The 24,448-nt window shown below is 68.2% G+C and carries 21 protein-coding genes and 1 pseudogene; 16 read left to right on the forward strand and 6 right to left on the reverse strand.

All coding sequences use genetic code 11. From position 1 onward, the window contains the following. The 5 genes from mreD to TX83_RS00025 all read left to right on the forward strand — a co-directional run. Positions 1 to 420, forward strand: a 420-nt coding sequence (gene mreD, locus TX83_RS00005; protein ID WP_064745846.1) for a rod shape-determining protein MreD, incomplete at its 5' end; no start/stop codon positions are given. A gap of 1 nt (position 421) precedes the next feature. After that, positions 422 to 2,611, forward strand: coding sequence for a penicillin-binding protein 2 (gene mrdA, locus TX83_RS00010; RefSeq protein WP_064745847.1), 2,190 nt, complete (start codon positions 422 to 424; stop codon positions 2,609 to 2,611). Continuing rightward, positions 2,608 to 3,723, forward strand: a complete 1,116-nt coding sequence (gene rodA / locus TX83_RS00015) for a rod shape-determining protein RodA (protein ID WP_064745848.1) — start codon at positions 2,608 to 2,610, stop codon at positions 3,721 to 3,723. The genes mrdA and rodA overlap by 4 nt, the downstream gene beginning before the upstream one ends. A gap of 237 nt (positions 3,724 to 3,960) precedes the next feature. Next, positions 3,961 to 4,695: a hypothetical protein gene (locus TX83_RS00020; RefSeq protein ID WP_141233289.1), complete on the forward strand. Its 735-nt coding sequence runs from the start codon at positions 3,961 to 3,963 to the stop codon at positions 4,693 to 4,695. Next, positions 4,688 to 6,118, forward strand: coding sequence for an XVIPCD domain-containing protein (locus TX83_RS00025; protein WP_064745850.1), 1,431 nt, complete (start codon positions 4,688 to 4,690; stop codon positions 6,116 to 6,118). Before TX83_RS00020 ends, TX83_RS00025 begins: the two co-directional genes overlap by 8 nt. 75 nt (positions 6,119 to 6,193) lie before the next feature. Here the strand turns inward: TX83_RS00025 and TX83_RS22435 are convergent, their stop codons facing one another. After that, on the reverse strand, positions 6,194 to 6,964 hold the full coding sequence (locus TX83_RS22435; RefSeq protein ID WP_141233290.1) for a hypothetical protein: 771 nt from the start codon (positions 6,962 to 6,964) through the stop codon (positions 6,194 to 6,196). Positions 6,965 to 7,242: 278 nt separating this feature from the next. Here TX83_RS22435 and TX83_RS00030 point away from each other — a divergent pair, with 278 nt between their 5' ends. From TX83_RS00030 to TX83_RS00040, 3 genes are all read left to right on the forward strand, one after another. Beyond that, positions 7,243 to 7,656, forward strand: coding sequence for a type II toxin-antitoxin system PemK/MazF family toxin (locus TX83_RS00030; RefSeq protein ID WP_064745851.1), 414 nt, complete (start codon positions 7,243 to 7,245; stop codon positions 7,654 to 7,656). 48 nt (positions 7,657 to 7,704) lie between these two features. Further along, complete coding sequence (locus tag TX83_RS00035; RefSeq protein WP_064745852.1) at positions 7,705 to 8,133, forward strand: hypothetical protein; 429 nt, start codon at positions 7,705 to 7,707, stop codon at positions 8,131 to 8,133. Positions 8,134 to 8,246: 113 nt separating this feature from the next. Next, on the forward strand, positions 8,247 to 9,143 hold the full coding sequence (locus TX83_RS00040) for a sterol desaturase family protein (RefSeq protein WP_079247958.1): 897 nt from the start codon (positions 8,247 to 8,249) through the stop codon (positions 9,141 to 9,143). Positions 9,144 to 9,520: 377 nt separating this feature from the next. Here the strand turns inward: TX83_RS00040 and TX83_RS23085 are convergent, their stop codons facing one another. Continuing rightward, positions 9,521 to 9,727: a hypothetical protein gene (locus tag TX83_RS23085; RefSeq protein WP_186442472.1), complete on the reverse strand. Its 207-nt coding sequence runs from the start codon at positions 9,725 to 9,727 to the stop codon at positions 9,521 to 9,523. Between TX83_RS23085 and TX83_RS00045 the strand changes: the two genes are divergently transcribed. After that, entirely contained in the window at positions 9,726 to 12,197 is a 2,472-nt protein-coding gene (locus TX83_RS00045) for a collagenase (protein ID WP_186442473.1), read from the forward strand. The genes TX83_RS23085 and TX83_RS00045 overlap by 2 nt on opposite strands. 90 nt (positions 12,198 to 12,287) lie before the next feature. Beyond that, positions 12,288 to 13,196 carry a PhzF family isomerase gene (locus TX83_RS00050; RefSeq protein WP_064745855.1) on the forward strand — a complete coding sequence of 303 codons (909 nt, stop codon included), beginning with the start codon at positions 12,288 to 12,290 and terminating at the stop codon, positions 13,194 to 13,196. A gap of 8 nt (positions 13,197 to 13,204) precedes the next feature. Here the strand turns inward: TX83_RS00050 and TX83_RS00055 are convergent, their stop codons facing one another. Continuing rightward, positions 13,205 to 14,104, reverse strand: a complete 900-nt coding sequence (locus tag TX83_RS00055; protein ID WP_064745856.1) for a LysR substrate-binding domain-containing protein — start codon at positions 14,102 to 14,104, stop codon at positions 13,205 to 13,207. 105 nt (positions 14,105 to 14,209) lie between these two features. Here TX83_RS00055 and TX83_RS00060 point away from each other — a divergent pair, with 105 nt between their 5' ends. The 4 genes and pseudogenes from TX83_RS00060 to TX83_RS00075 all read left to right on the forward strand — a co-directional run bounded on the left by TX83_RS00060 (position 14,210) and on the right by TX83_RS00075 (position 19,432). After that, positions 14,210 to 15,031, forward strand: coding sequence for an agmatinase family protein (locus TX83_RS00060; RefSeq protein ID WP_064745857.1), 822 nt, complete (start codon positions 14,210 to 14,212; stop codon positions 15,029 to 15,031). A gap of 190 nt (positions 15,032 to 15,221) precedes the next feature. Then, positions 15,222 to 16,358: pseudogene (gene mltB / locus TX83_RS00065) on the forward strand (lytic murein transglycosylase B); the annotation flags it as partial. 68 nt (positions 16,359 to 16,426) lie between these two features. Further along, the gene (locus TX83_RS00070) at positions 16,427 to 18,010 is read left to right on the forward strand and encodes a septal ring lytic transglycosylase RlpA family protein (RefSeq protein ID WP_064745858.1); all 1,584 of its coding nucleotides are present in this window, start codon (positions 16,427 to 16,429) and stop codon (positions 18,008 to 18,010) included. 186 nt (positions 18,011 to 18,196) lie between these two features. Continuing rightward, a complete protein-coding gene (locus TX83_RS00075) occupies positions 18,197 to 19,432 on the forward strand; it encodes a D-alanyl-D-alanine carboxypeptidase family protein (RefSeq protein ID WP_064745859.1) in 1,236 nt (411 codons plus the stop codon). A gap of 133 nt (positions 19,433 to 19,565) precedes the next feature. On the opposite strand, the gene TX83_RS00080 is transcribed toward TX83_RS00075, so the two are convergent. The 3 genes from TX83_RS00080 to TX83_RS00090 all read right to left on the reverse strand — a co-directional run bounded on the left by TX83_RS00080 (position 19,566) and on the right by TX83_RS00090 (position 23,228). After that, the gene (locus tag TX83_RS00080) at positions 19,566 to 21,335 is read right to left on the reverse strand and encodes a hypothetical protein (RefSeq protein ID WP_064745860.1); all 1,770 of its coding nucleotides are present in this window, start codon (positions 21,333 to 21,335) and stop codon (positions 19,566 to 19,568) included. A gap of 133 nt (positions 21,336 to 21,468) precedes the next feature. Further along, positions 21,469 to 22,398: a hypothetical protein gene (locus TX83_RS00085; protein ID WP_141233291.1), complete on the reverse strand. Its 930-nt coding sequence runs from the start codon at positions 22,396 to 22,398 to the stop codon at positions 21,469 to 21,471. A gap of 284 nt (positions 22,399 to 22,682) precedes the next feature. After that, on the reverse strand, positions 22,683 to 23,228 hold the full coding sequence (locus TX83_RS00090; RefSeq protein WP_064745862.1) for an HAD family hydrolase: 546 nt from the start codon (positions 23,226 to 23,228) through the stop codon (positions 22,683 to 22,685). A gap of 149 nt (positions 23,229 to 23,377) precedes the next feature. Here TX83_RS00090 and TX83_RS00095 point away from each other — a divergent pair, with 149 nt between their 5' ends. Together TX83_RS00095 and lipB are read left to right on the forward strand one after the other, a co-directional pair. Then, on the forward strand, positions 23,378 to 23,656 hold the full coding sequence (locus TX83_RS00095; protein ID WP_064745863.1) for a DUF493 family protein: 279 nt from the start codon (positions 23,378 to 23,380) through the stop codon (positions 23,654 to 23,656). Then, positions 23,656 to 24,342, forward strand: a complete 687-nt coding sequence (lipB, locus tag TX83_RS00100) for a lipoyl(octanoyl) transferase LipB (RefSeq protein WP_064745885.1) — start codon at positions 23,656 to 23,658, stop codon at positions 24,340 to 24,342. Before TX83_RS00095 ends, lipB begins: the two co-directional genes overlap by 1 nt. Positions 24,343 to 24,448: the final 106 nt, after the last annotated feature.

Here is a 24,448-nt window from a genome sequence, read left to right on the forward strand (position 1 = left end):
TTGCCGCTGCCGCAGTTGCTGCAGCCGCTGCGGCCGTTCTGGCTCGGCCTGGTGCTGGCCTACTGGGTGATCGAGGACCCCGAGCGGGTCGGACTGGGCTTCTCGTTCCTGGTCGGCCTGGCCGGCGATCTGGTCTCCGACGGCCTGCTCGGCGAGCAGGCGCTGCGGCTGGTCATCATGGCCTTCATCCTGCAGCGCTTCCGCGCCCGGTTGCGCTTCTTCCCCTTGTCGCAGCAGGCGCTGGCGATCGGCGGGCTGATGCTCAACGACCGCATCGTCACCTTCGCCATCCACACCGTGCTGCGCGAGCCGACCCTGCCGGCGGCGTTCTGGCTGGCGCCGCTGGCCGGCATGCTGCTGTGGCCGCCGATCTTCCTGCTGCTGGACGCGCTGCGCCTGGGCAGCTGGCGGAGACGCTGAGATGCGGCCGCGCCGACGGGTGCTGAAAAACAACGCGGCCGAGGCCGACCAGTTCCGCGCCCGCGCCGCGATCGCCTTCGCCTGCGTGCTGGCGGGCGTGATCGGCCTGGGCTTCTGGTATTTCCGCCTGCAGGTCTGGCAGCACGCCGACTACGCGATGCGCTCGGAAGCCAACCGGGTCAAGCTGCGCCCGGTGGTGCCGGGACGCGGGCTGATCTACGACCGCCAGGGCCGCATCCTCGCCGACAACGTGCCCGCGTTCCGGATCGAGGTCACCCCGATGGAGGCCGGCGACAGCGACAAGTGGCTGCCGCAGTTGGCGTCGGTGGTGAACCTGTCGCCGGAGGACATCAAGCGCTACGAGAACGAGCGCAAGGCCACCCGCGGCTTCAAGCCGATCGTGCTGAAGATGCGGGTCAGCGACGAAGAGGTCGCCGCGTTCGCGGTCGACCGCTGGCGCTTCCCCGGCGTCGAGCTGGTGTCCTACCTCAACCGCCGTTATCCCTACGGCGACCTGTTCGCGCACGTGATCGGCTATGTCGGCCGGGTCGACACCAAGGACCAGGAGTCGATGGGCGCCAACGCCGGCGTGCTGACCCACACCGGCAAGACCGGCCTGGAACGCTTCTACGAATCGCAGCTGCGCGGCCAGATCGGCTACGAGCAGATCGAGACCAACGTCGACGGCCGCCCGATCCGCCAGGTCGGCCATGTCCCGGCCAAGCCCGGCGCCGACCTGCGTTTGAGCATCGACATGGACCTGCAGCGCGCCATGGTGGCCGCGTTCGGCGAAATGGACGGCTCGGCGGTCGCGGTCGACCCGCGCACCGGCGAAGTGCTGGGCATGGTCAGCCTGCCCAGCTACGACACCAACCTGTTCGTCAACGGCATCTCCAGCGCCGACTACAAGCGCCTCAACGAAGACCCCTCGCGGCCGCAGTTCAACCGCAACGTGCTCGGCGGCGGTCCGCCGGGTTCGACCATGAAGCCGTTCGTGGCCCTGGCCGGCCTCGACAGCGGCTTGCGCCGGCCCGAGGATCGCACTCTGTCGACCGGCGAGTTCCACATTCCCGGGCAGAAGCGCGGCTACCGCGACTCGCACGGCGGCGGCCACGGTTGGGTCGATCTGCGCGAGTCGATCGCCCAGTCGGTCAACACCTACTACTACAAGCTGGCGCTGGAGATGGGCATCGCCCGCTTCGACCAGTACATGCTGCGCTACGGCTTCGGCCAGCAGACCGGCATCGACCTGGCCGGCGAGAACACCGGCATCCTGCCGTCGCCGGAGTGGAAGGCCAAGCGCAACAAGAAGGAAGGCTGGTATCCGGGCGAAACCGTCATCGCCGGCATCGGCCAGGGCTATTGGGTGGTGACCGCGCTGCAACTGGCGCGCGGCACCGCCGCGATCGCCAACGGCGGCCACCTGCAGCAACTGCACCTGGTGCGCGAAATCCGCACCGGCTACGAGGCGCCGTGGGTGCCGAACGTGGTCAAGCCGCCGAGCCTGATCACCGACCATCCGCAGCACCTGCGCGCGGTGCGCGAAGGCATGGAGGCGACCATCCACGGCGGCCGCGGCACCGCGCGGATCATGGCCCGCGGCGCGCCCTACCGCATGGCCGGCAAGACCGGCACCGCGCAGAAGGTCAGCCGCAAGGGCAACGTCAGCATGAATCCGCATTCGCTGCCGTACCACCTGCGCCACCAGGCGCTGTTCGTCGGTTACGCGCCGGCCGAGAACCCGACCATCGCGGTCGCGGTGGTGGTCGAGCACGGCGGCTACGGCGGCAGCACCGCCGCGCCGATCGCGCGCAAGATCTTCGACGCGTGGCTGCTCGGCAAGATGCCGGAGACCGAACCGTCCAAGGACGCGCCGGCGGTGCCCAGCTTCGCCGACGTCTCGGTCGAGTCCGGCACGGTCGCGGGCGCGGAGCCGGCGGTGGTGCCGGTGGCGGTCAACGGCGCCTGGGCCGCGGCGGTCGCGCAGGCCAACGCGCGCGTGGCCGCGCAGCCGGGGCGCGCGCCGCAGGCGCTGGCGCGGCCCGCCTTGCCGGGACTGCCGGCGCCTGGCGAACGCGATGCGGGCGCCGGCGCGGCAGGCGACGCCAGCCGGGCCGATGCCGCCGCCGAAGCGCCGGCCGAGCCCGCCGCCGACACCGGTGCGGCGCCGGCGACGGAGCCGCAACGATGAGAGTGATCCTGCGCTACCTGTGGGACCTGGCCCAACGCTTCGCCCGCACCCTCGACCTGCCGCTGCTGGGCGCCTTGCTGGCGCTGATGGCGATCGGCCTGGCGGTGCTGTACAGCGCCGGCGAACATTCCACCCGCATGGTCTTCGCCCAGGGCTCGCGCTTCGCCGTCGGCCTGGGAGCGATGTGGGGCCTGTCGCGGCTGCCGCCGTCGCAACTGCGCAACTGGACGCCGCTGGCCTATGCGTTCTCGATGGTGCCGCTGCTGCTGGTGCTGCTGATCGGCACCGGCAAGCACGGCCGCCATTGGATCGACCTGAAGGTGTTCTATTTCCAGCCGGCCGAACTGCTCAAGCTCAGCCTGCCGATGATGGTGGCCTGGTTCCTCAATCGCCAGGCGCTGCCGCCGAAGGTCGGCACGGTGCTGATCGCCGGCCTGCTGATCGGCGCGCCGACCGGACTGATCCTGCTCCAGCCCGACTTCGGCACCGCGATGCTGGTCGGCATCAGCGGCGCGTTCGCGCTGTACCTGGCCGGCCTGCCGTGGTGGTGGTTCGGCGCCGCCTTCAGCGCGGTCGCCGCGATCGCGCCGGTGGCCTGGTTCTGGCTGCTGCGGCCGTACCAGAAAGACCGCATCCTGACCTTCCTCAACCCGGAAACCGACCCGCTCGGCACCGGCTGGAACATCATCCAGTCCAAGATCGCGATCGGCGCCGGCGGCATGACCGGCAAGGGCTGGCTGCAGGGCTCGCAGTCGCACTTGAACTACCTGCCCGAACACACCACCGACTTCATCTTCGCCGTGCTCAGCGAAGAGTTCGGCTGGGTCGGCGTGGCTACGGTGCTGGCCTTGTATCTGTTCGTGGTCGGCCGCTGCCTGTGGATCGCCGCCGAGGCGCGCGACGGCTACTCGCGCCTGATCGCCGGCGCCCTGGGACTGGCCTTCTTCGTCTACGTGATCGTCAACGGCGGCATGATCTCCGGCCTGCTGCCGGTGGTCGGCGTGCCGATGCCCCTGCTCAGCTACGGCGGCACCTCGGCGGTGTCGTTGCTCGCCGGCCTCGGCGTGGTGATGGCGGTCAAGGCGCATCGCCCGGTGCATAGCGGCCGCTGAGCCGGCTGCAGCGCCGGCTCCGGGCTCTCCGGGGTAGGAGCGGCGCGAGCCGCGACCGCGAACCATCACGCATGCCAGCACAAACACAGGCTGCCGTAAATTCGACTACGGTTTCATTGTGCGCGGTGCCCATTCGACTACAGCCACGCGGCATTCGCGTAGGTAGACTCAACGATAGGCCGTCCACTGAACACAACCGTCGCGCGGCCGCCAGGACCTGGGACGAAGGACGCTGCCATGCCCCCTGCTCGATGGCTCCACCCCACCGCTGCGCTGATCGCCGGTCTGGCCTTGCTCGGTTGCGCACGCCAGCCGGCGCAAGCCGCCGCCGATACGGAAAAGGACTCCGCCGTGACTCAAACACAAGCCCCGCAGGGCGGTGAGGCCTCCGCCGATGCCGTCGCCGCACAGTTGGATCGCATCGCCGAGCAGTCCGTTTCGCCGTCCACGCCTTCCATCGCGCCTGTGCCTTTGCCGCCGGTGCCCCCCGGGCCTGAACTGACCGCAGAAGCCTGGCGTACGCGCATCCTGCGGCTCATCGACGGCCTGAAGACCCCGCTGGACACCCGGCCGGAACGCGTCGCCGAATGGCTAGGGCTGACCTTGGTGGATAGAAACGGCAGCCACGAGGCGACCGGCCTATTGCCGGGCGGAGCCACGTACAAGGTCTGGGTGGACGCGCTGTATCGCGAATCGCCGGACAAATGGACGGTGGGTTTGTCGCAGACAGTGTACGAAGGACCGGTTGCCTGCCTGTTCGAACTGGACAGCCTGCGTCGCCACGTTCAACCGCTGGGCTACGCAGGCAAGGAGGGCTGGCGCGACCGCGCTGGCGACGAACATGCCTCGTACTCCAAACGCACCGCCGAAGGCACCGTGATCGCACTGCTGGCGGACGTGATTACGGTGTCGGGCCAGTCTTGCGTGCGCAGCCTGCGCATCGACGCCTTCAAGGACGAGGCGCATGGCTGAAATACACGGCGATATCCGCCTCTTGATCGATGAGCTGTCCCATCAACCGGGATTGCCTCCGGGGGCCGTGAAGGATCTGGAAACGGCCATCGCGAGCTCGCCATATTTGGCTAACGTCTTGGCGTCGTCGATCCAAAGCGGCGACCTCAAGCATCTGGCGATCTCGAATCATCCCAACGAAGCAGGGCGCTACGACAGCAAGACGGGCACCATTTCCCTGGTTGCCGAAAATTTCGACCGCCAGCGCTGGCACGACCCGCAATTGCGCCAGGACAACATCGCGGTGGTGCTGGGCCATGAAGCCGGCCACGCGTTGCTGGCGGAGGCCGAGCGGCGCGAGCGCTATCTGCTCAACTACAACGCGACCGAAGCGGTGCGCCAAGCGTCGCATGAGGGAACGTCTGCAGACGTAACCGCCCCGGTCGAGCGCTATCTCAAGTTCACGCGACGCAACGAGGCGATGGCCGAGTTGGTGGGCATGAATGCATTGGCCAGCCGTACCAGCGGCGGACAAGCAGCCGAGTTCAATCGGGAGGAGTTTCTGCGGCGGGCGGACCCTTCCACGCCCTGTGTGGAGAACGGCGTGTTGGCGTCCGGGGTTCGCCTCTCCCCCGATGGGATCCAGCGAACCGGCAACAAGCTGGTCAGCCCGGCGGTGGAAGCCGTGGCGCAGTGCTATACCGATCGAGCGTCACGCCTGGGCCTGCATGGCGATTCCGGCTACGCGGCCTATTACGGCGCCTACGCCATGGAAACCTTGCACGAGGCGAGGCGCAACTATGCCCGGGGGACGACGATGCATGTGCCGGACATCGAACTCGATTTGGCCGCCCTGAAGCTCGACCCACGCAAGATCGAGCGGGCCGGTGTCGACCTGGGTGGGGAGGGGCAGTCGTTCGCCTATGTCGATATCAGCCACGGGCAGCGTAACTACGAGGCCATCTCGCACACTCACTCGCGCGTCGCGTCGGGTTCACGCAAGGACGTGGCCGAGGTCGCGCAACCGGCAGTGCCCAGCCAGCCGCGTGCGGATCATCCATCGAATCCGGACTTCGCGGCCTACGATTTGATCCGACAAGCCGTCCGTAGCGACGGGCGATGGAACGAACAGCAGTCCGACAACATAGCGGCTGCGTTGCTGCGGGAGCACAAGGCCGATCCGCTGAGCAAGCGGCTGGATGAGGTGGCGGTCGGCCGCCCTACCTCACAGGGTGGGGTGAACGTGTTCGCGGTCTATGCGCCATTCGGCAAGCAAGGGCCGTTCTTCACCACTCACGTGGATACTCATGTCGCATCGCAGGTTCCTGCTGAGCGGAGCCTCGCACAGGTGGAGCAGATCAACCAACAGCAGGCGCAAGAGCGTGCCCAAGCGCAATCGCCAGAGTCGGTGCAGGCACAGAACGGCCCACGGATAGCGCTATAGTCAAGTTGTGGCCGGTTCCGGGTATGTCGCCCTGCTCAGAACGCCGACAGACAGTGCCCCTTTGAACCCAATGAGTTACGATTTTTCCTGTTTCTTTTGGTTATTTTGCAAAAAATCCATTAGTGCGGAAATGTTTTTCTCGGTGAATTGCTGTTTCCATTCTCTGTAATTTCCCAATGCGCTTTCGAAGCTGTCAGGAGTAGGGTCGGAGATGATGGAGTAAATTGCGTTTAGTGAGGCTGTGACGATTCCAGGTGTTCCTTTTAGATCTCTTACGCGCTCAGAATTCTGCTCAAGGATCACCGCGCTAATTTGCTCCCTGCAGTGGGCGCGTAGGGCTTCGCAAGCTAGGCGTATTTCATCAAAAACCGATGAGCAAAACGAAAGGGCCTCGTCAGGAGGTGGAATCTTCCCCTTGTGTATCACGTTGTTTCGAAACTTTGGAATGCTGTGGTTGAGTGTGAATGCGGTTTTTGTAACGGCTAGATGGGCTGTAAGGAACGCACCGAGCTGTCGCTCGGATTGGTTTGACATGTCCTTGAACATTGCCTGGTAATCGCCCCGTGAGATGCCGAGCTTTCGTAGTAATACTTGCGTGGCGAACTCAAGTGCTCGTTCTCGTGCGCTAGAGAATGCGGCTGAAGCTTGAAGGGTTTGGCCTAGGATAAGTGAGTCGCTTCCTGTTTCGAGAAGTGTTTCGAACTTCGGGTTTTGTACAATTGCAACAACAGGATGGCCGTTAGGGCAGCTAGTCCTGATCGTATGGTCATCGTAGTAGTCTGCGAAGAACAGAGTCGGAGCGCCTCCTGACCCGCCACATGTCAGGCAAGGAATAATTGTTTTCATGGTCTCTGCGCCGGCTTGGTTGAACGAAGAGGAATTTGGCTCCATCGGGTCATGGACCAATGGCCGCTCTGGAAGTTTGAATTTTTTGAATGCAATGCCTCAGCATCTCTGCTCGCTATGAGGTTGGGGGCTCCTATTAGCAAATGTGCGCGTTTTATCTATTGTGCTGGCGTCCGGGTCACCTTCCTATAGTTGCCTTCTTTAGCCTGTTTCTGCTAGCCAGGGATGAGGGATTTGGCTTGCTTTTTTATCTGTGATTTCTCTTATCTTTCGTCCCCATGGATCGAGACCCCGCCGCCCTGGACCGCCCCCACCACAGCCTCATCCGCCAAGGCGACCTCTTCTGGATCGATGCCGACCCCTCGCGCGGGTCGGTACCCGGGGTGCCGCATCCGCACGTAGTGGTGCAGGACGATCTGTTCAACGCTTCGCGGATCTCGACCGTGGTGGTGTGCGCGCTGAGTTCGAACCTGGGCCGGGCCAGCGAGCCGGGCAATGTGTTGCTGGAGCCGGGCGAGGGCGGGTTGCCGCGGCAGAGCGTGGTGGTGGTGTCGCAGGTGTCGTCGTTGTACAAGGCGCGGCTGGGCGAGCGCATCGGCGCGCTGTCGCCGCAGCGGGTGGCGCAGATCCTGGCCGGGCTGGGCTTCGTGCAGGCGGCGTTCCAGCGCGCCGGTAGGGACGCAGCGGGCTGAGCGCGTGCGCTTAATCCCTCCGTCCCTGTCGCATTCTGTCGCATTCCCATGACGCCTCTCTGGCTCCCCTCCACCGGCACCCTGCGCTACAGCCCGCAACTGGGCCGCGGCGGCCATCGGCGCCGCGACGGCGGCAGTACCGTGTGGTGGCTGATCGTGGACTGCGATCCCGAGCTCGGCCGTTATCTGCGCCATCAATACCTGCTCGGCCATCGGCGCACGCGCGTGCTGCAGGCGCCGTTGTGGGGACCGCATATCTCGGTGATCCGCGGCGAGACGCCGCCGCGGCCGGCGGCGTGGAAGCGCCTGGACGGGGCGACGGTCGGTTTCGACTACGACCCGCAGGTGCACGAGGCGCAGGGCTATGTCTGGTGCCCGGTGCGCTGCCCGGCCTTGCTCGATCTGCGCGAGGAACTGGGCCTGCCGCGCGAGCCGCAGCCGGCGCTGCACCTGACCATCGGCAATGCCAACGGTTAGCCGGCACCGATCCGCAATCCCAGGCCGAGGCGGCGGCCGGCGCGGGCGCTATCGTGCGTTCTCGCCAGGGATGCGCGCCGCCGTGGCGCGCGACCGCCGACGGATCGCCCGCGATGCCTCGATCGTCCTTGCTCGTGCGCCTGTTCGAACGTTGTGGCCATCCTTTGCTGATCGCCGCCGGCCTGGCGTTGTGGTGGGCGCTGGGCGGCGGCGAGGGCGCCATGCTGGCGACCGCGGCCGCCTTATTGCTGGCAATGGAAGGCCTGGAGCGATGGCGGCCGGCGATGCCGCAGTGGCGGCTCAGCGGCGTCGCCAAGCTCAAGCTGGTCGGGGTGTATCTGTTCGGCGTCGTGGTCGCCGCGCTGCTGGTCGGGCTGTACGAGGCCTGGCTGCCGCAGCTGCTGGCCGGCGCGCGCGGGCCGGCGGGCGCGGCCCTGTGGCCGCACCATTGGCCGTGGCCGCTGCAGGCGCTGCTGCTGTTCTTCGTCGGTGACCTGATCTATTACTGGGTCCACCGTGCGATCCACCGTTGGGTCTGGCTGTGGCGGCTGACCGGGCACGGTTTCCACCACGGCTTCCACAACCTGCACGCGCTCAACGTCGGCAGCAACCATCCCTTCGAAGCGGTGTTCCTGGCCCTGCCGCTGAGCCTGGTCGCGGCGCTGACCGGGATCTCGGCGCAGATCGTCGCGGCGGCGGCGATGCTGTCGCTGCTCAACACGACCCTGGCCCACGCCAACCTGCGCCTGCACACGCCGCTGTGGAACCTGTTCTTCACCGCCGGCCATCACCACCGCCGCCACCACTCGCAGGTGTTCGAGCACAGCAACAGCAACTACGCCTGCAACGCCATCGTCTGGGATCGCGTGTTCGGCACCTTCGGCCGCGGCGCGGTCGAACAGACCGGGATCGGTCCGGAGCAGCCGTCGATCTGGCGCATGTACCTGCTGCCGTTCCGCGAGCCGGCCAGCGCCGACACGGTGGCGACGCGGGCCAAGGCGCGGCACTGACGGAGCGCTCCAGAGCCGGCGCGCGCTGCGCACGGCTGCATCGGGGCTTCGGGTCCGGCCTCTGCGTCGGCGAATCGAACGCCGCGAACGTGCGCGTCCGCGCCGTGTGGACGGATCGGCGAGGTTCGCAACATCTGCAGCCGGCGGGCCAGCGTCCGACCGCTTCGACCGCGCTACCGCTTGCATCGTCGTCGGCGGGGTCTGCGAGTCTGCTGCGCTCGACGGCGGCAACGCAAGCGCTGGGCGATCGCCGGTCTCTGCGCAGGGGGCCTAGGAAGATTCTTATAGGAGTATTCCGTATACGACTTTCCGCGCGTGCGTGCCTAAATGTTCGCGGGTTATGGCGCAGCAGGGTTTAGCGGGTGCCGGAACACGACTCAGGCACCGCCGTCGCGACGATGGCGAACCGCTCGACCGAGCTTGCCGTAGCCGCACGCGGGCGGTGATCGATCACTGCCTCCAATCGCAACGTTCAGGCCGTATCTGCCGTGCGCCTCGATCAGCATCGGTGGCAGCCAGCATCGCCTGATCCTGAACAGGAGGGTTACGATGTTGCACTCGAAGAAGAAAAACGTCGGCTTCATGGCGGTCGGCGCGGCATTGCTGAGTTTCGTCCTGGTCGGGGTGTCCACCGAGGGCGACGGGAGCGCGGTGTCGGATGCTCGCGATCGCGCGCCCGGTCCGGTGGCCGTGGCCGATGCCTGGCTGGCGAAGATGTTCGGCGCGGAAAAGCCGGGGCGGTTGTCGGCGCAGGATGGGAACTACGCGCTGCTCGGTCCCGGCGGTACTCCGTTACCTTCGCGCGATGCCTACGCGATGGGCGGGGAGGACCACAGCCATTCTCGTTCGGGGCGCCCACACTCTCCGGCCGGCGCGTATTCGCGCCCGGGGCCTGCGGCCTCGATGAGCGAAGCGATGTTCGGCGGCGCGCATGTCCAGGCGCGGCCGCTGGAACCGGCGCTGGTGCCGCCGAGCCGTGACCCGCAGGCCTATCGGGTCAAGATCGGCGAGGAGCAAGCCGCGATCGAAGCATTCGACCGCAAGCGTCCGTCGCAGAAAGCGCAAGCCAAGCGTGCGAACCCGGGGCAGGACGCGTTGCACGCAGCCACGGGCGCCGGCAGCCGCGCGCTGCTGGGTGCCGCCGGAGATGAGGGTTGCGCGTTCGCGGATGCGGCCGGCGCGGATCTGCTGGGAAGGCTCAAGCATGCCGATACGGCCTGCGTGAACTCCCTGTTCGGTCTGTCCCGGGACGACGCGCTGCGGACCTTCACCAACGAGAAGATGGCCGCCGTTGCCGACGAAATCGCCCGGCTCGCGCCGGGCTACGATGGCGACAACGACCAGGATATCCTGCAGCTGATCATCTTCGTTCGCGCCGGTTACTACAATCAGTTTAAGTACCGTGACCAGGGGCTGGGGGCATTCAACACGGCCGTCGCCCAGTCCGTGCGCGCCGCGCTCGATGCGTTCTTCGCAAACAACGTGGCCCTGGCTTTGGAGAACGACGCGCACGGCGAAATCCTGGCCGAAGCCGTGATCATGATCGACTCGGCCCGTGAGAACGCCCGGTTCCTGCCGCAGGTCCGCACCCTGCTCGCAAACTACGACGATGCCTACGGCTACTTCATGGAGCGGGCGCTCAACAACTGCTTCTTCGTCTTGTTCAACCAAGGCGTCGAGCTGCCCGGCCTGACCGAGCAGGCCGCTTCCGGCTTGGCCGATACGCTGTCGAGCTTCATTCGCAGCAACCTCGGCAAGCTCGGCGGCGGCAAGGAGTATCTGGTGCTCAACGCCGCACGCGAGCTGTCGCGGCAGATGCGGTACCCGGGCGGCATCAAGGACTACGCCGCCGCCAAGGTCGACCAGCTGGTGGAGCTGACGGCGTTCAACAATGCGACGGCGCCGTTGCGCACCATCTTCGGCCAATACGTCGAAACCTACGATCGCGATAATTGTCAGAGGTACGGCCTGTGCAACTACAGGGACGATCTGCGCGCGGCGGTGTTGCCGGTTCAGCACGCCTGCAGCCCGACCATCAGCATCCGCGCGCAGAGCATTTCGGCCGATGAACTGCGCAGCGCCTGCGATTCCGTCGCCGGCGAACAGGCCTACTTCCATCGCGCCCTGGCCACTAGGAACCTGCCGGTCGGCAACGACAACAACACCGCGCTGGAAATGGTGATCTTCAACAGTTCGTCCGACTACGCAAGGTATTCCAGCGCGATCTACGGCAACGATTCCAACAACGGCGGCGTCTATCTGGAAGGCAATCCCGCGGTGGCCGGCAATCAGCCCCGCTTCATCGCCTACGAGGCCGAATGGGTCCGGCCGACGTTCCAGATCTGGAATCTGGAGCACGAGTTTGTGCACTACCTCGACGGCCGCTACAACCTGTACGGCGACTTCATGACGGGCTACAGCCAGGGCACGGTGTGGTGGACGGAAGGGCTGGCGGAATACATTTCATGGTCCTATCTGAATCAGGAAAACACCCGCGCCCGCGAACAAGCAGCGCGCAAACCCTGGACGCTCAGCCAGTTGTTCCAGAACGGCTACGGCGACCAAGCGCGGGTCTACCAGGGCGGGTATCTGGCCGTGCGCTACATGTTCGAGAAGCGCAGCGGCGATGTGAGCACCATCCTGTCCTATCTGCGGCCCGGACAGTACGATCGCTACAAGCAGCACATCGCGGCGATCGGGACCGGCTACGACGCGGACTTCGGCAACTGGCTGGACTGCGTGGCCGGCAGCGCCAGTTGCCAGTCCGCCGGTAACAGCGGCTGGTACGTCTATCGCAACACCGTCGTGGCGCTGGACGCCGCCAGCGGCCGCGCGAAGTGCATCACTCCGCGCGGCAACCCGACCGGCTGCTACCAGTTGCCGCGAACCGATCGCGAGTACCTTTTGCAGCTCATCGGCGAGGCGGTGCCGGCTGGCGATGTGCTGACGTGCGGTAGCCCGACCTACGTGGCGGCCTGGGGGCCGGTGCCGAACGATTGGTCTCATTGGTGCAATGCCTTCCCTAACGATCGGACGGGGTTGCCGCAGATCTAGCGTCGCAAGAGGTGCAGCAGCGGGGCATGTTTCCGGCACAAAGGGACGCAGGGGGTTAAGCTCGCTCAACCCCCTCGTCCCGGCCACTGCATGAGCCGCAACTACCGCGTATTCCAAGTCGACGCTTTCACCCGCCGGCGCTTCGCCGGCAACCCGGCCGGGGTGGTGCTCGACGCCGACGGCCTGAGCGAGGCGCAGATGCTGGCGATCGCGCGCGAGCTCAACAACTCCGAAACCGCCTTCGTGCTGGCGCCGCGCGACGACAGCCACGAGGTGTGGATCCGCTACTTCACCCCGACCGTGGAGGTGCCGGTGTGCGGCCACGCCACCGTCGCCGCGCACTACGTGCGCGCGCAGGTCCTGGGCGCGCGCGGCCGGCTGCGCCAGCTGACCGGCGCCGGGGTGATGCAGATCGATATCGAGCCGGCCGAAGCGGGCGAGGTGCGGGTGTGGATGCGGCAGAACCCGCCCTCGTTCGAGCATGCATTCGACGCTGCGCAACGGCAGGCGCTGGCGGACGCGCTCGGCATCGCAGCGGCGGAGTTCGGCGAGGGCCCGATCCAGGTCGTGTCCACCGGCCACTCCAAGGTGATGGTGCCGCTGCGTTCGCGCCGGCGCATGGACGCGCTGACGCCGGACGGCCCCCGGCTGGCGGCGATCAGCCGCGCCATCGGCTGCAACGGGTTTCACGTGTTCGCGCTCGACGCGCCCGAACCCGGCGTGCTCGCGCACGGACGCATGTTCGCGCCGGCGATCGGCATCGCCGAAGACCCGGTCACCGGCAACGCCAACGGCCCGCTCGGCGCCTACCTGGTGCGCTACGGCCTGATCGAGCGCGCGCGGTACCGCGACGGCCTGTCGGCGACGATGGGGCAGGGCGAGGCGATGGGCCGGCCCGGGCGGGTGCGGGTCGAAGTCGCGGTCGAAGGCGACGTGCCGGTGTCGGTGCGGATCGGGGGCGACGCGGTGATCGTGTTCGAGACCGCGATGGTGCTCTGAGCGCGCGCTCAGGCGATCGGCGCCGCGCCCAGTTCGGCCAGTAATGCGCGCAGCTTCGGCGAGGCGACCAGGGCCGGGCGGGTCGCGGCCTGCACGCGGCGGCTCAACGCCGCGCCGGCGGCCGTGCGCACCGCCACGCCGTCGATGCGCGAGGGTTCCAGCGCCAGTTGCGGCACGAAGCCGACCCCGAGACCGGCCGCGACCATGCGCAGCATCAGGTCGTAGTCGTCGACGGTGTGGCTGATCCGCGGCGCGAAGCCGGCGGCGGCGCAGGCGCGCTCGGCGAGCAGGCCGTCGTCGGTCTGGCGCGAGCCGACGATCCATTCGGCCTCGGCCAGCGCCCGCAGTTCGACCGCGCCGCGTCTGCGTCGCCACGACGGCGGCAAGGCCAGTCGGACCGGCTCTTCGAATACCGTGCGCGAGGCGAGGTCGGCGGCGACGGGGCGCGGCACCAGGCTGTAAGCGAAGCTGAAGGCGAGATCGCAGCGACCGTCGCGCACGGCATCCAGCGCATCGGGCGGTTCGAGTTCGCGCACCACCACGCGCAGCGCCGGATGACGCTCGCGCAGGCGCAGGATGGCCGGCAATAGATGGCGCTTGGCGTAGCTGGCGAAGCAGGCGACCTGCAGTTCGCCCTGCGGCGACTGCGCGGCGCCGCGCAGGTCCAGCGCCGCGGCTTCGACCGCCTGCAGGATGCGTTCGGCGTGCGCGGCCAGGCGCTCGCCCTCGGCGGTCAGGCGCACGCGGCGGCCGACCTGCTCGAACAGCGGTGCGCGCGCCTCGCGCTGCAGGGTCGCCAGCTGCTGCGATACCGCCGACGAGGTCAGCCGATGCGCCTGCGCCACCGCGGTCATGGTGCCGAGGCGGGCGAGGTCGCGCAGCAGGCGCAGGCGGGCCAGATCGAACATCAAGAAAATCTAACCGTATCGATCAGTTTTGCGAAGTAGACCTGCGCAAAGGCCGGGGGCTAAGGTCGCCGCCGGTGCTTCGACCGCCTTGCGAGACCCTCCGCCATGACCGCGCTATCGCTGCTGGGCATTCCCAACGACGACAACTCCTCGTACCTGAAAGGCAGCGCGTTGGCGCCGCCGCTGATCCGGCGCGAGCTGCACTGCGACGCCTACAGCATCCGCAGCGAAAGCGGGATCGATTTCGGCGCGCCCGGACGCCTGCTCGATCACGGCGACCTGCGCTTCGACGACGGCGTCGACCCGTGGCAGACGATCGAGCGCGGGGTGGAGCGCGCGCTGGCCGCGGGCGGGCCGTTGCTGTGCCTGGGCGGCGATCACGCCGTCACCCATCCGATCCTGCGCGCGGTGCGCCGCCATCAGCCGCGCCTGACCATCGTCCATATCGATGCGCATGCCGATTTGTACGACGCCTATCAGGGCAATCCGCGTTCGCACGCCTCGCCGTTCGCGCGGATCATGGAAGAAGGTTTGGCCGACCGCTTGATCCAGATCGGGCTGCGCACGATCAACGACGAACATCGCGCGCAGTTCGAACGCTTCGGGGTCGAGGTGATCGAGGCGGCGGCCTGGCGCGAGGGCTTGCGCCTGCAACTGGACACGCCGGTCTACGTGTCGCTGGACCTGGACGGACTCGACCCGGCCTATGCGCCGGGCGTGTCGCACCGCGAACCCGGCGGCGCCTCGCCGCGGCAGGTGATCGATCTGCTGCAGGGCATCGCCCAGCCGATCGTCGCCGGCGACATCGTCGAGTACAACCCGAGCTGCGATATCGCCAACCTGACCGCGGCGGTGGCGGCGAAGCTGGTCAAGGAACTGGGCGGGCGGATGATCGAGACCGCGCCGCACCGCGACGGAGGGGATTAGTCGCGGACGCTTAATCCCTTCCGCCCCCTTCAGCCCTCTTCAGCCTGTTCATGTTTGCCGGGTCGCGAGCGGGCCGCCGCGGCCGTCGCGTCCGCGGGTTCCGCTTCGACAACCTCACATGAATAAAATCGGTTAAGTCCCGAAGTCCCAAGGTTTTTTTCGGTCGCGGTCGCATGCTAACCTCGCCCCGATGACCCGACGTCCCTACGCCCGTTGCGCCCTGCTCGGCGCCCTCACCTTGGCGTTGGCCGCCTGCGCTACGCAGGCGCCGACGGCGCCGATCGCTTCCACCCCCGTCCAGCAGAAAGCCCCGGCTCCGGCCGCGGCGCCGCCTCCGGCGGTCGGCACGCCGGCCTTGCCCGACCCGGTGGTGCCGATGCCGATCGAGCAGGCGCGCGCGCAGTTCGTGCGCGATACCGCGGCCAAGTACGCGATCGACCCGGCCTACATCGAATCGGTGCTGGCCAAGGCGCAGATCCGCGACAGCATCGTCGCGGCGATGTCGCGGCCGGCCGAGGCCAAGCCGTGGCGCGATTACCGGCCGATCTTCATCACCCAGGCGCGCATCGACGGCGGCAAGGCCTTCCTCGCCGAGCATCGCGCGCAACTGGCGCGGGTCGAGGCCGCGACCGGCGTGCCGGGCGAAGTGATCGTGGCGATCGTCGGCGTGGAAACCAGCTTCGGCAAGAACACCGGCAAGTACAGCGTGGTCGATGCGCTGTACACCCTGGCGTTCGCTTATCCGCGCAGCGGCGACCCGGCCAAGGCCGATCGCGAGAACCGCCGCGAGGCTTTCTTCCGCGGCGAGCTCGCGCAGCTGTTCGCGCTCGGCAAGGAAGAGAAGATCGACATCGCCACCCTCACCGGCAGCTACGCCGGGGCGATGGGCTGGGGCCAGTTCATGCCCTCGAGCTACCGCGAATTCGCGGTGGACGGCGACGGCGACGGCAAGCGCGATCTGTTCACCGACCTCGACGACGTGTTCGCCTCGGTCGCCAATTACTTCGTCAAGAAAGGCGGCTGGGTGCGCGGCGGCCCGGTGGTGGCGCGCGCCAACCGCGACGCGACCGCGCAGGACTTCGTACCGGACAACATGGACCCGGTGTACTCGCTCAGCGATCTGGCCGCGCGCGGCTATCGTCCGCTGACGCCGGTGGCGTCGACCGAGACCGCGACGCTGCTGAACCTGGACGGCGTCAACGGTCCCGAATACTGGCTCGGTTTCCGCAATTTCTACGCGATCACCCGCTACAACATCTCCAAGCACTACGGCATGGCGGTGTACCAGTTGGCGGAAGCGATCGCCGGACGGGAGAATCCCTTGGCCACCGATACCGCATCCAACGCCGTTCCCGCCGCGCCGGCCCGCCCCGCGCCCGCCAAGGCGCCGCAGGCATGAGCGGCCACGGCACGAAGCGGCCGCCGATCGCGACGATCGGGCGGCTCGCCGCCGCCGTGCTGCCGCTGGCCCTCGCCGCCTGCGCCAGTGCCCCCAAGAAATCCAATTCCGAAGCCCTGGCCCTGCCGGACCGCGATCGCGTCCACAGCAGCGGCCTGCCGGCGCACGCGCCGGGACGCGGCAAGAAATCGCCTTACGCGCCGGCCCAGGAAGACCTGAGCAAGCGCGGCAACTACAAGGCCGGCGGCCTGTACGCGCCGGGGGTCAAGGACTCCACGCCGGACTACATCCCCGACGTCGATGCGATTCCCGAGCCGGAGGTCGTCGCCGAGGCGCGCTCGCAGTTCGGCAACCGTTCGCCGTATAAGGTGCTGGGCAAGAGCTACAAGGTGTTGGACTCGCACGAGGACTACGTCGAGACCGGCACGGCGTCCTACTACGGCCAGAAATTCCACGGCCGCCGCACCTCCAACCTGGAGGTGTACGACATGTACGCCTTCACCGCCGCGCACAAGTCGCTGCCGCTGCCGAGCTTCGCCCGGGTCACCAACCTGGACAACGGCAAGGCGGTGACGGTGCGGGTCAACGACCGCGGCCCGTTCCACGACGGGCGCGTGATCGATCTCAGCTACGCCGCCGCGGTCAAGCTCGGCATCACCCAGCGCGGCACCGGCCGGGTCGAGGTGCGCGCCCTGCATCCGGGCGAGGCGCCGCCGCCGGTCTACGCCCGCGCCGCCAACAACCCCGCGCCGGGCAGCGAGAAACCGGCCAAGCCGAGCGCGATCGACCGTCTGGTGTCGGCCATGCCGATCGCCAGCGCCAACGCCGGCGAACTGCCGCCGGGCGTGCGCATCGCCACCGGCAAGCCGGCGCCGGTCGCCGCGGCCGCTCCGGTCAAGACCACGGTCGCCACCGGCAAGCCGGCCGCCGCGGCCGCGACGGCCGCCACCGCCACCGCCACCGCGAGCGCGGCCAAGCCCGCCGGCGGTGCGTACGACTACCGCTTCGACATGATGCAGAACGGCAAGTCGATGACGGCGGACGAATTCGACGCCTGGATGAAGTCGCGCCAGGTGCGCGTCGCCACCGGCAAGGGCGCGCAGCTTGCGCCGCCGAAACCGCTGACCCGGGCCGAGCAGCGCGCCCTGGCCAAGCAGCAGAAGGAACAGGCGCGCGCGCTGGCCGCAGCCGAAAAGGCCGCGCGCAAGGCCGGCAAGGCCGCTCCGGCGACCGCCGTGGCTGCGACCGCGGCATCGTCCGCGGCCCTGCCGGCACCGCCTGCCGCGCCGCCGCCGCCGAGCCCGGCCAAGGCCGCCGCGGTGGTCGCCGCCGCAGCGCCGCGCGACGGCGACGTGACCTTGCAGGTCGCCAGCTTCTCCGCCCGCAGCAACGCCGATCGCGCCCTGTCGATGCTGCGCGGCGCCGGCATCGACGAGGCCCGGTTGCTCGACGGCAACGCCGCCAACGGCCAGAAGATCTGGCGCCTGCGGGTCGGTCCACTGCAGGCCGCAGCCGCGCCGGAACTTGCCGCGCGCATCGTCGGTCTGGGGTTCGGCCAGCCCCAGCGCGTGCGCGAGTGAGCGCGCGCGGCGGGCGTCAACGGCCTTTTGGGCTGCAAGCTCGGTCGATCTGAGGCAGGATGCACGGTTTCGCGGACCGGGTAGGAGCGCCCGGTCCGGCCCGATCCGCAGCGTGCGCCAGGACGGCGGCGCCGGACCCTTCCCGTCCCCGGCCGTTCCGGTAGCGGCCTCCGGAGTAGTTCAACGATGAAATTCCGCTTCACCCCGCGCGCGGCCGCCCTCGCGCTGTCCTCGGCCTTCCTGGTCACCACCGCCGCCGGCCTGGCCGCCGCGCAGGCGCCTGCGGGGGCGACCGCCGCGCCGGCCGCCGCGCAACCGCCGGCCAGCGACGCGTTGCCGGTGCCGCCGCCGCCGGCGATCCAGGGCACCGCCTGGGTGCTGATGGACGCGGCCAGCGGCAACGTCCTGGCCAGCCACAACCCCGACCTGCGGGTCGAGCCGGCCAGCATCACCAAGGTCATGACCAGCTACGTGATCGCCGCCGAAATGGCCGGCGGCAAGGTCAAGGACACCGACCAGGTGATGATGACCGAGAACGCCTGGCGCAAGGGCGGCGCGGGCACCGACGGCAGCTACTCGGGCTTCGAGGTCAACAAGAGCGCACCGCTGGTCGAGATGGAAAAGGGCATGGTGGTGCAGTCCGGCAACGACGCCGCGATCGCCCTGGCCGAACACGTCGCCGGCAGCGAGGACGCGTTCGCCGCGTTGATGAACCAGTACGCCGCGCGCATCGGCCTGAAGAACTCGCACTTCGTCAATCCGCACGGCCTGTCCGACCCGAACCATTACTCGACCGCGCGCGACCTGGCCCTGCTCGGCCGCGCGATGGTGCGCGACTTCCCGGTCGCCTACTCGTACAACAAGATCAAGGAACTGACGGTCGGGCCGATCACCCAGCCCAACCGCAACCTGCTGCTGTGGCGCGATTCTTCGGTCGACGGCATCAAGACCGGCCACCACTCCAAGGCCGGCTACTGCCTGATGGCCTCGGCCAAGCGCGGCGACCAGCGCCTGATCTCGGTGGTGATGGGTTCGACCTCCGAGGCGCAGCGCGCCACCGACAGCCAGGCGCTGCTGAACTGGGGCTTCCGTTTCTACGAAACCCACAAGCTCTACGACGCCGGCAAGTCCATCGCCAAGCAGAAGGTGTGGAAGGGCGCGTCCGACGAGATCCAGCTCGGCGTCGCCGAGCCGCTGCTGGTGACCGTGCCGCGCGGCAAGTACCCGCTGCTGAAGCCGAGCATGGACGTGCCCAAGACCCTGGTCGCGCCGATCAAGAAGGGGCAGGCCATCGGTTCGGTCAAGGTCATGCTCGACGGCAAGGTGGTCGCGCAGCGCCCGCTGGTGGCATTGGCCGCGGTCGAAGAGGGCGGTTTCTTCAAGCGCCTGTGGGACGAGTTCTGGATGTGGTGGGAGTCGTGAGGCTGGTGCGCTGAGGTAGCGCAAGCGCGATCCCCGCCTGGCCCCCTTTTCCGACGGGGGGCGAACGGCGACGAGCCGGCATTGCCGGCTCGTCGTCGTTTGGGGCGGCGCGCATATCGCCGCGCGGCGTGCGTTAGTCGATGCCGTTCATGCTCATCGCCACGTCGGTGGCGCGGGCGTACTCGACGTAGTCGACGTAGAGCAGGTTGATCACCCGGTCGTGCTCGTTCTCGCGCGGGGTGGCGGCCATCCATGCGCCGAGCTGGCGGTTGGCCTCCTTGGACACCGGCCAGACGCCGGTGAACGGGGTCAGGGTCCAGGACAACAGGAACTGGTCGCAGGGCAGCGCTTCGTCGCCGACGCACATGCCGTTGTAGTCGGCGAACTTCTGCAACTGGTCGGCGCTCATGCGTTCGAAACTGGTGGTGTTGGAGTAGCGGTCGAACACGCGCAGATCGCCTTGCTCGACCGTCGCCGACTCGGAATCGCGATAGACCCAGATTCCGGCCGCCGGTATCCGCACCGGATAGTCCTCGTCGCAGACCGCCAGCACCACGCCGCTGTGTTGGACGAAGTCGCGCAGCGGGATCTCGGCCAGGCGCCGGCCGCGCGGCAGGCCGCGGTACAGCCAAGCGCCGAGCCTGCTTTGCAGCAGTTCGACCAGGTACTCGTACACCGGATTGTCGAAGCCGGCGTAGTGGGAGAACTTGAGGGTCACCAACTCGCGATGGCCTTCGGCCATGAATCGCGCGATGTCGTCGACGATCTGGGTCAGCGAGGGGCCGGTGATCGGGCCGTGGGCGACGTACAGCCGGCCGTCGCTCCACTTCGGCCGCAGGTCGAAATAGCGGATGCCGTTGCTGAGCTGCTGATAGAGGTTCAGGTCCTGAGTCTTGCCCAGGGTCATCAGCGTGCCGTGCTGGTACATGCCGGCATCGTGCGAGGCGCCGGTGGTCAACTGCGGCAACGTGCGCGCGCCGATCCGGTCCAGGTGGTCCTGCATCCAGCGCGAGCGATCGACGATGCGCGAGCTGGACGCCCACAGGGTGTAGAAGTTCTCCGATTGATGCACCTGCACCGCCTTGTTGCCGCGGCACGCCACCGCCGGCCGCTGGCCGTCGTCGAATGGCTGCGGTTCGTCGGCGAACACGACCTTGCCCTCGACGATGCTGCCGAACATCTGCATCAGCGCCGTTCCGTCGCCGGCTTCGTGCACCGCGATCACGTCGCCGTCGTGGTTGAGCGCTACGCACGGACGCGCGCCGGCGGCGTAGCGTTGCGGCGCGTCCCAGACGATTTGCGGGTCCTGGCCGTGCTCGGCGTCGAGCGCCTCGATCCGGCCGACCCGCAGATACAGATCGCCGTCGTCGGATTCGTGCGCGGTCACGATCTGTCCGGCCTGGTTGATCGCGACGCTGGGGCGGTTGCCGTCGCCCAGGTACAGATTGCCGTTCCAGTCGATCTCGTCGCGGTCCAGCACGAAGCGGCCGATGTTGCACCAGATCGTCCGATTCCAGGACGACTCGTGCACTTCGATCACCCATTCGCGGTTCATCGCCACGCTGGGCTTGGTGCCGCTGGCGTAGCGGCGGGCCTGGCCGAAGGCCACGCCGTCCCGGTTCCACACGCCGATGCGGCTGTACAGGCCGTCGCGGTCTTCGCCGCGATGGACTTCGACCAGGTAGTCGCCCTGCATGGCGATCGCCGGGCGCTGGCCGCGGCCGTAGTCGGCGCCGTCGCCCCAGACGATGGCCATCTGGTCGAGCCGGCCGGTGCGGTAGCTGAGGGTGATGCCCTGGTCCTGGCACACGGCGAGTACCCGGCCGTCGTCGCCCAGCGCGACGTGCGGATGGGTGCCGGCATCGGCGTATTTCAGGCCGAGGCCGAAGAACACGTTCTTCATGATGGGATTCCCGCGTGATGGCGACGCGCGTCCCTCCGTCGCCGGGCGCGCATGGCGCCGCGAACGCGCGGCGTATCAGCAGGAGCGCGCGAGCGTCGCGCCTGTGAAGCGCGACGTGCCCGGCATGGCGCGGTCAGCGCTTGGACGCGGGCAGGGCGGCGATGATGCGAGCGCGGAAACGGACCGCCAGGTCGTGGAAACCGGCCTCGGTGGGATGCATCTCGTCGAACCAGTCGCTGTCGTCGGCCAGCACGCCGCGCAGGTCGACATAGTCGAAGGTGGCGGCGAAGCGCGGATCGGCCTTGAGCGCGCGCAGGACGTGGCGTTCGAAGCCGTCGATCAGCAGGCGTGCGAAGCGGCGGCGCTCGGCCGCGGTGTCGGCGGGATTGCCGCGCGAGATCGCGCCCAGGTGCGGGCCGATCCACGGCCCGACGCTTTTCTTCAGGGCTGCGGCGACGCCGATGTTGCCCAGGGTCAGCGGGCCGGAGCGGCCGATCAGGCGAGGGTAGTCGTAAGTATGCGCCAGCACCGGCACCCGCGGCCGCGCCGCGATCGCGGCCTGCAGGAACAGCGCATAGGCCTCGCGCACGCGCGCGTACTGGCCGCTGTCGAGCACGCGCTGGAAGGCCGCGTCCGCATCCAGACTGCTGTGGCCGGCGAAGGTGCGGGCCAGGAAAGGACCGACGAAATCGTTGCCGCCCGCACTGAGCAGGATCAGGTCGAACTCGAAGCGGGAATACCAGGCCATCAGATCGTCGATGTGCTCGCGCACGAACATCGAGCGCTTGGGCGCCTCGGGATTGCGCGCGGCGTGGTCGCCGCTGCGTTCGACCCGGAAAAACAGCCCGCCCTGGCCGAACAGCGGTACCCCGCGTTCCTCCTCGTCCGGCGCCGGCGAGACAATCCAGTCGAGCAGGTTCATCGCCAAGGGAGTGGAAAACCAGGAGTCGCCCTCGCAGAACACCACCGGCGTGCGCTGCAGCAGGCCGGTGCGCTTGAGCGAGGTGTACAGGCTGCGGAACTGGCCGCGCAGCGACAGGGCGGTGGATTGGCTGACAGGCATGGCGCTGATGTCCCACGGCGCGGGGGCGCCGCTCTGCGGTCCGAGGTCCACAGTGATAACAGATGGGAATTGCAGGCGTTGAGAAACGCGCGGCGGATAATGAGAAGCGGGTCGCGAACGCGGCCGATTCAGCGAGCGACGCTCCCGCCGCCACCTTCGCGAAAGCGGGGCGCCGGAGACTTCAGAGCCGTGCGTCGGCGAAGCCCTGGGGGTTCGGCTGCGCGAAGCGGCGTGCAGCCTGCGTTCGCGGAACCGACGTCAGGGGGGGGCGAATCGTCCGCTCGTCACCCTCGCCAGCGCCGCTTCTCGATCCGGCGCACGTTCGGCTCGTCGGCGAGCCGGTCCAGGTAATCGGTCAGCCGCAGCAACTCGTCGTCGTCCTCGTCCTCGCCGAGGTACTCGCGCACGCACACCAGGTTGCCGTAGTTGTCGGCGTGCTTGAACGGACTGTCGTCGACCGCCAGCACCCGCTCCAGCCGGTAGCCATGGCGCTTGAGCTTGCGCAGTTGCTTGCGGCCCTCGTACTCGCCGGTGTTCCAGTCGCGGCGCAGGGTCAGGCGCGGCGACGCCCACAGGAAGCGCAGCGCACCGTGCGGAAACAGCATCGCTGCCACCGCCGCCGCATAGACCTCGCCCGACGAGGTCCATACGCCGACGTGGTAGCGCGCCAGGACGTGGTCGAGGAAGCGCTGCAGATGCGGCCGGCGATAGACGTGGTAGTGCAGGGCGAAGAAGTCCGCGGGCCGGTCGAGTTCGACTTCGCTGGCATGGATCAGCGTCTCGTCGAGATCGAGCACCAGCAGCAAGCGGTCGTGGACGGCGGCAGTCATGGCCTGAGTCTGGCACGACCCGGTCCTGTGCCGATCCTGGCGCTCCGTCCCGGCGATCCACGCCCCGCCCCCCGCCGTTCCAGCGCCGGCACGCCGCCGTCCCACCGCTGCGCTTGGGTTGCCCCGGCGGCGGACCCATAATGGCCGCCATGGACCTTCATTCCGACAATCCCGACCACGGCTTCCAGTTTCCCGGTGTGTTCGAGCTCAGCGCGATGGGCTCGGCGGAGGCCGGGCTGGAGCGCGAGCTGCCGCAGCGGCTGCTGCAGGCCGGGCTCGACGTGCTGACCGAAACCATCCAGTGGAAGCATTCCTCGACCGGCAAATACGTGTCGGTACGGATCAGCTTCCGCGCCCAGGACCGCGCCCAGTACGATCTGGCCCACCAGGTGCTGCGCGACCATCCGGAAGTGAAGTGGACGCTCTGATCGACACCGTCGCCGAAGTGTTGGGCGCCGGCGCCGCGGCGCCGCCGCCGGCGCAGTTGCGCGACCTCGGCCGCCAGCCCTACGAGCCGGTGTGGCGGGCGATGCAGGCTTTCACCGACGCCCGCGACGGCGGCACCGCCGACGAGCTGTGGCTGGTCGAGCACGATCCGGTGTTCACCCTCGGCCAGGCCGGCAAGGACGAGCATGTGCTGATGCCGGGCGACATCCCGGTGATCCACGTCGACCGCGGCGGCCAGGTGACCTACCACGGCCCCGGCCAGATCGTGCTGTACCCGCTGCTGGACCTGCGCCGGCTCAAGGTCGGGGTGCGCGAGTACGTCGACCGGATCGAGCAGGCGGTGATCGACACCCTGGCCGAATGGAACATCGAAGGCGCGCGCCGCGACGGCGCACCGGGCGTGTACGTGGCCGGGGCCAAGGTCATGGCCCTGGGCATCCGGGTCCGCCGCGGCTGCACCTTCCACGGCCTGGCCTTCAACATCGCCATGGACCTGGAGCCCTACCGCCGGATCAACCCCTGCGGCTACCAGGGGCTGCAGGTGACCTCGGTGGTAGACTTGGGCGGCCCCTCGGGCATGGACCAGGTCAAGCCGGTGCTGGTGGCGCAGATCGCGCGCCAGTTCGGGCTGACCGTCGAGGACGCGGCGCCGCCGAGCTTCGCCTAGGCCGCCGGTTTTTCCCTGCTCCCGCTTTGCGGGAGAAGGTGCCCGCAGGGCGGATGAGGGCAAGCGTATCCGCCCGCTGCCGCGATGACACCGGCCGCCGATGCCC

Origin of the sequence: Lysobacter antibioticus HS124 (assembly GCF_000336385.2) — a bacterium.
Classification (GTDB): Bacteria; Pseudomonadota; Gammaproteobacteria; order Xanthomonadales; family Xanthomonadaceae; genus Lysobacter; species Lysobacter firmicutimachus.

Coding starts and splice junctions, on each gene's coding strand:
- mrdA (WP_064745847.1), top strand. CDS start 422: ATGCGGCCGCGCCGACGGGTGCTGAAAAACAACGCGGCCGAGGCCGAC.
- rodA (WP_064745848.1), top strand. CDS start 2,608: ATGAGAGTGATCCTGCGCTACCTGTGGGACCTGGCCCAACGCTTCGCC.
- TX83_RS00020 (WP_141233289.1), top strand. CDS start 3,961: ATGCCCCCTGCTCGATGGCTCCACCCCACCGCTGCGCTGATCGCCGGT.
- TX83_RS00025 (WP_064745850.1), top strand. CDS start 4,688: ATGGCTGAAATACACGGCGATATCCGCCTCTTGATCGATGAGCTGTCC.
- TX83_RS22435 (WP_141233290.1), bottom strand. CDS start 6,964: ATGAAAACAATTATTCCTTGCCTGACATGTGGCGGGTCAGGAGGCGCT.
- TX83_RS00030 (WP_064745851.1), top strand. CDS start 7,243: ATGGATCGAGACCCCGCCGCCCTGGACCGCCCCCACCACAGCCTCATC.
- TX83_RS00035 (WP_064745852.1), top strand. CDS start 7,705: ATGACGCCTCTCTGGCTCCCCTCCACCGGCACCCTGCGCTACAGCCCG.
- TX83_RS00040 (WP_079247958.1), top strand. CDS start 8,247: ATGCCTCGATCGTCCTTGCTCGTGCGCCTGTTCGAACGTTGTGGCCAT.
- TX83_RS00045 (WP_186442473.1), top strand. CDS start 9,726: ATGGCGGTCGGCGCGGCATTGCTGAGTTTCGTCCTGGTCGGGGTGTCC.
- TX83_RS23085 (WP_186442472.1), bottom strand. CDS start 9,727: ATGAAGCCGACGTTTTTCTTCTTCGAGTGCAACATCGTAACCCTCCTG.
- TX83_RS00050 (WP_064745855.1), top strand. CDS start 12,288: ATGAGCCGCAACTACCGCGTATTCCAAGTCGACGCTTTCACCCGCCGG.
- TX83_RS00055 (WP_064745856.1), bottom strand. CDS start 14,104: ATGTTCGATCTGGCCCGCCTGCGCCTGCTGCGCGACCTCGCCCGCCTC.
- TX83_RS00060 (WP_064745857.1), top strand. CDS start 14,210: ATGACCGCGCTATCGCTGCTGGGCATTCCCAACGACGACAACTCCTCG.
- TX83_RS00070 (WP_064745858.1), top strand. CDS start 16,427: ATGAGCGGCCACGGCACGAAGCGGCCGCCGATCGCGACGATCGGGCGG.
- TX83_RS00075 (WP_064745859.1), top strand. CDS start 18,197: ATGAAATTCCGCTTCACCCCGCGCGCGGCCGCCCTCGCGCTGTCCTCG.
- TX83_RS00080 (WP_064745860.1), bottom strand. CDS start 21,335: ATGAAGAACGTGTTCTTCGGCCTCGGCCTGAAATACGCCGATGCCGGC.
- TX83_RS00085 (WP_141233291.1), bottom strand. CDS start 22,398: ATGCCTGTCAGCCAATCCACCGCCCTGTCGCTGCGCGGCCAGTTCCGC.
- TX83_RS00090 (WP_064745862.1), bottom strand. CDS start 23,228: ATGACTGCCGCCGTCCACGACCGCTTGCTGCTGGTGCTCGATCTCGAC.
- TX83_RS00095 (WP_064745863.1), top strand. CDS start 23,378: ATGGACCTTCATTCCGACAATCCCGACCACGGCTTCCAGTTTCCCGGT.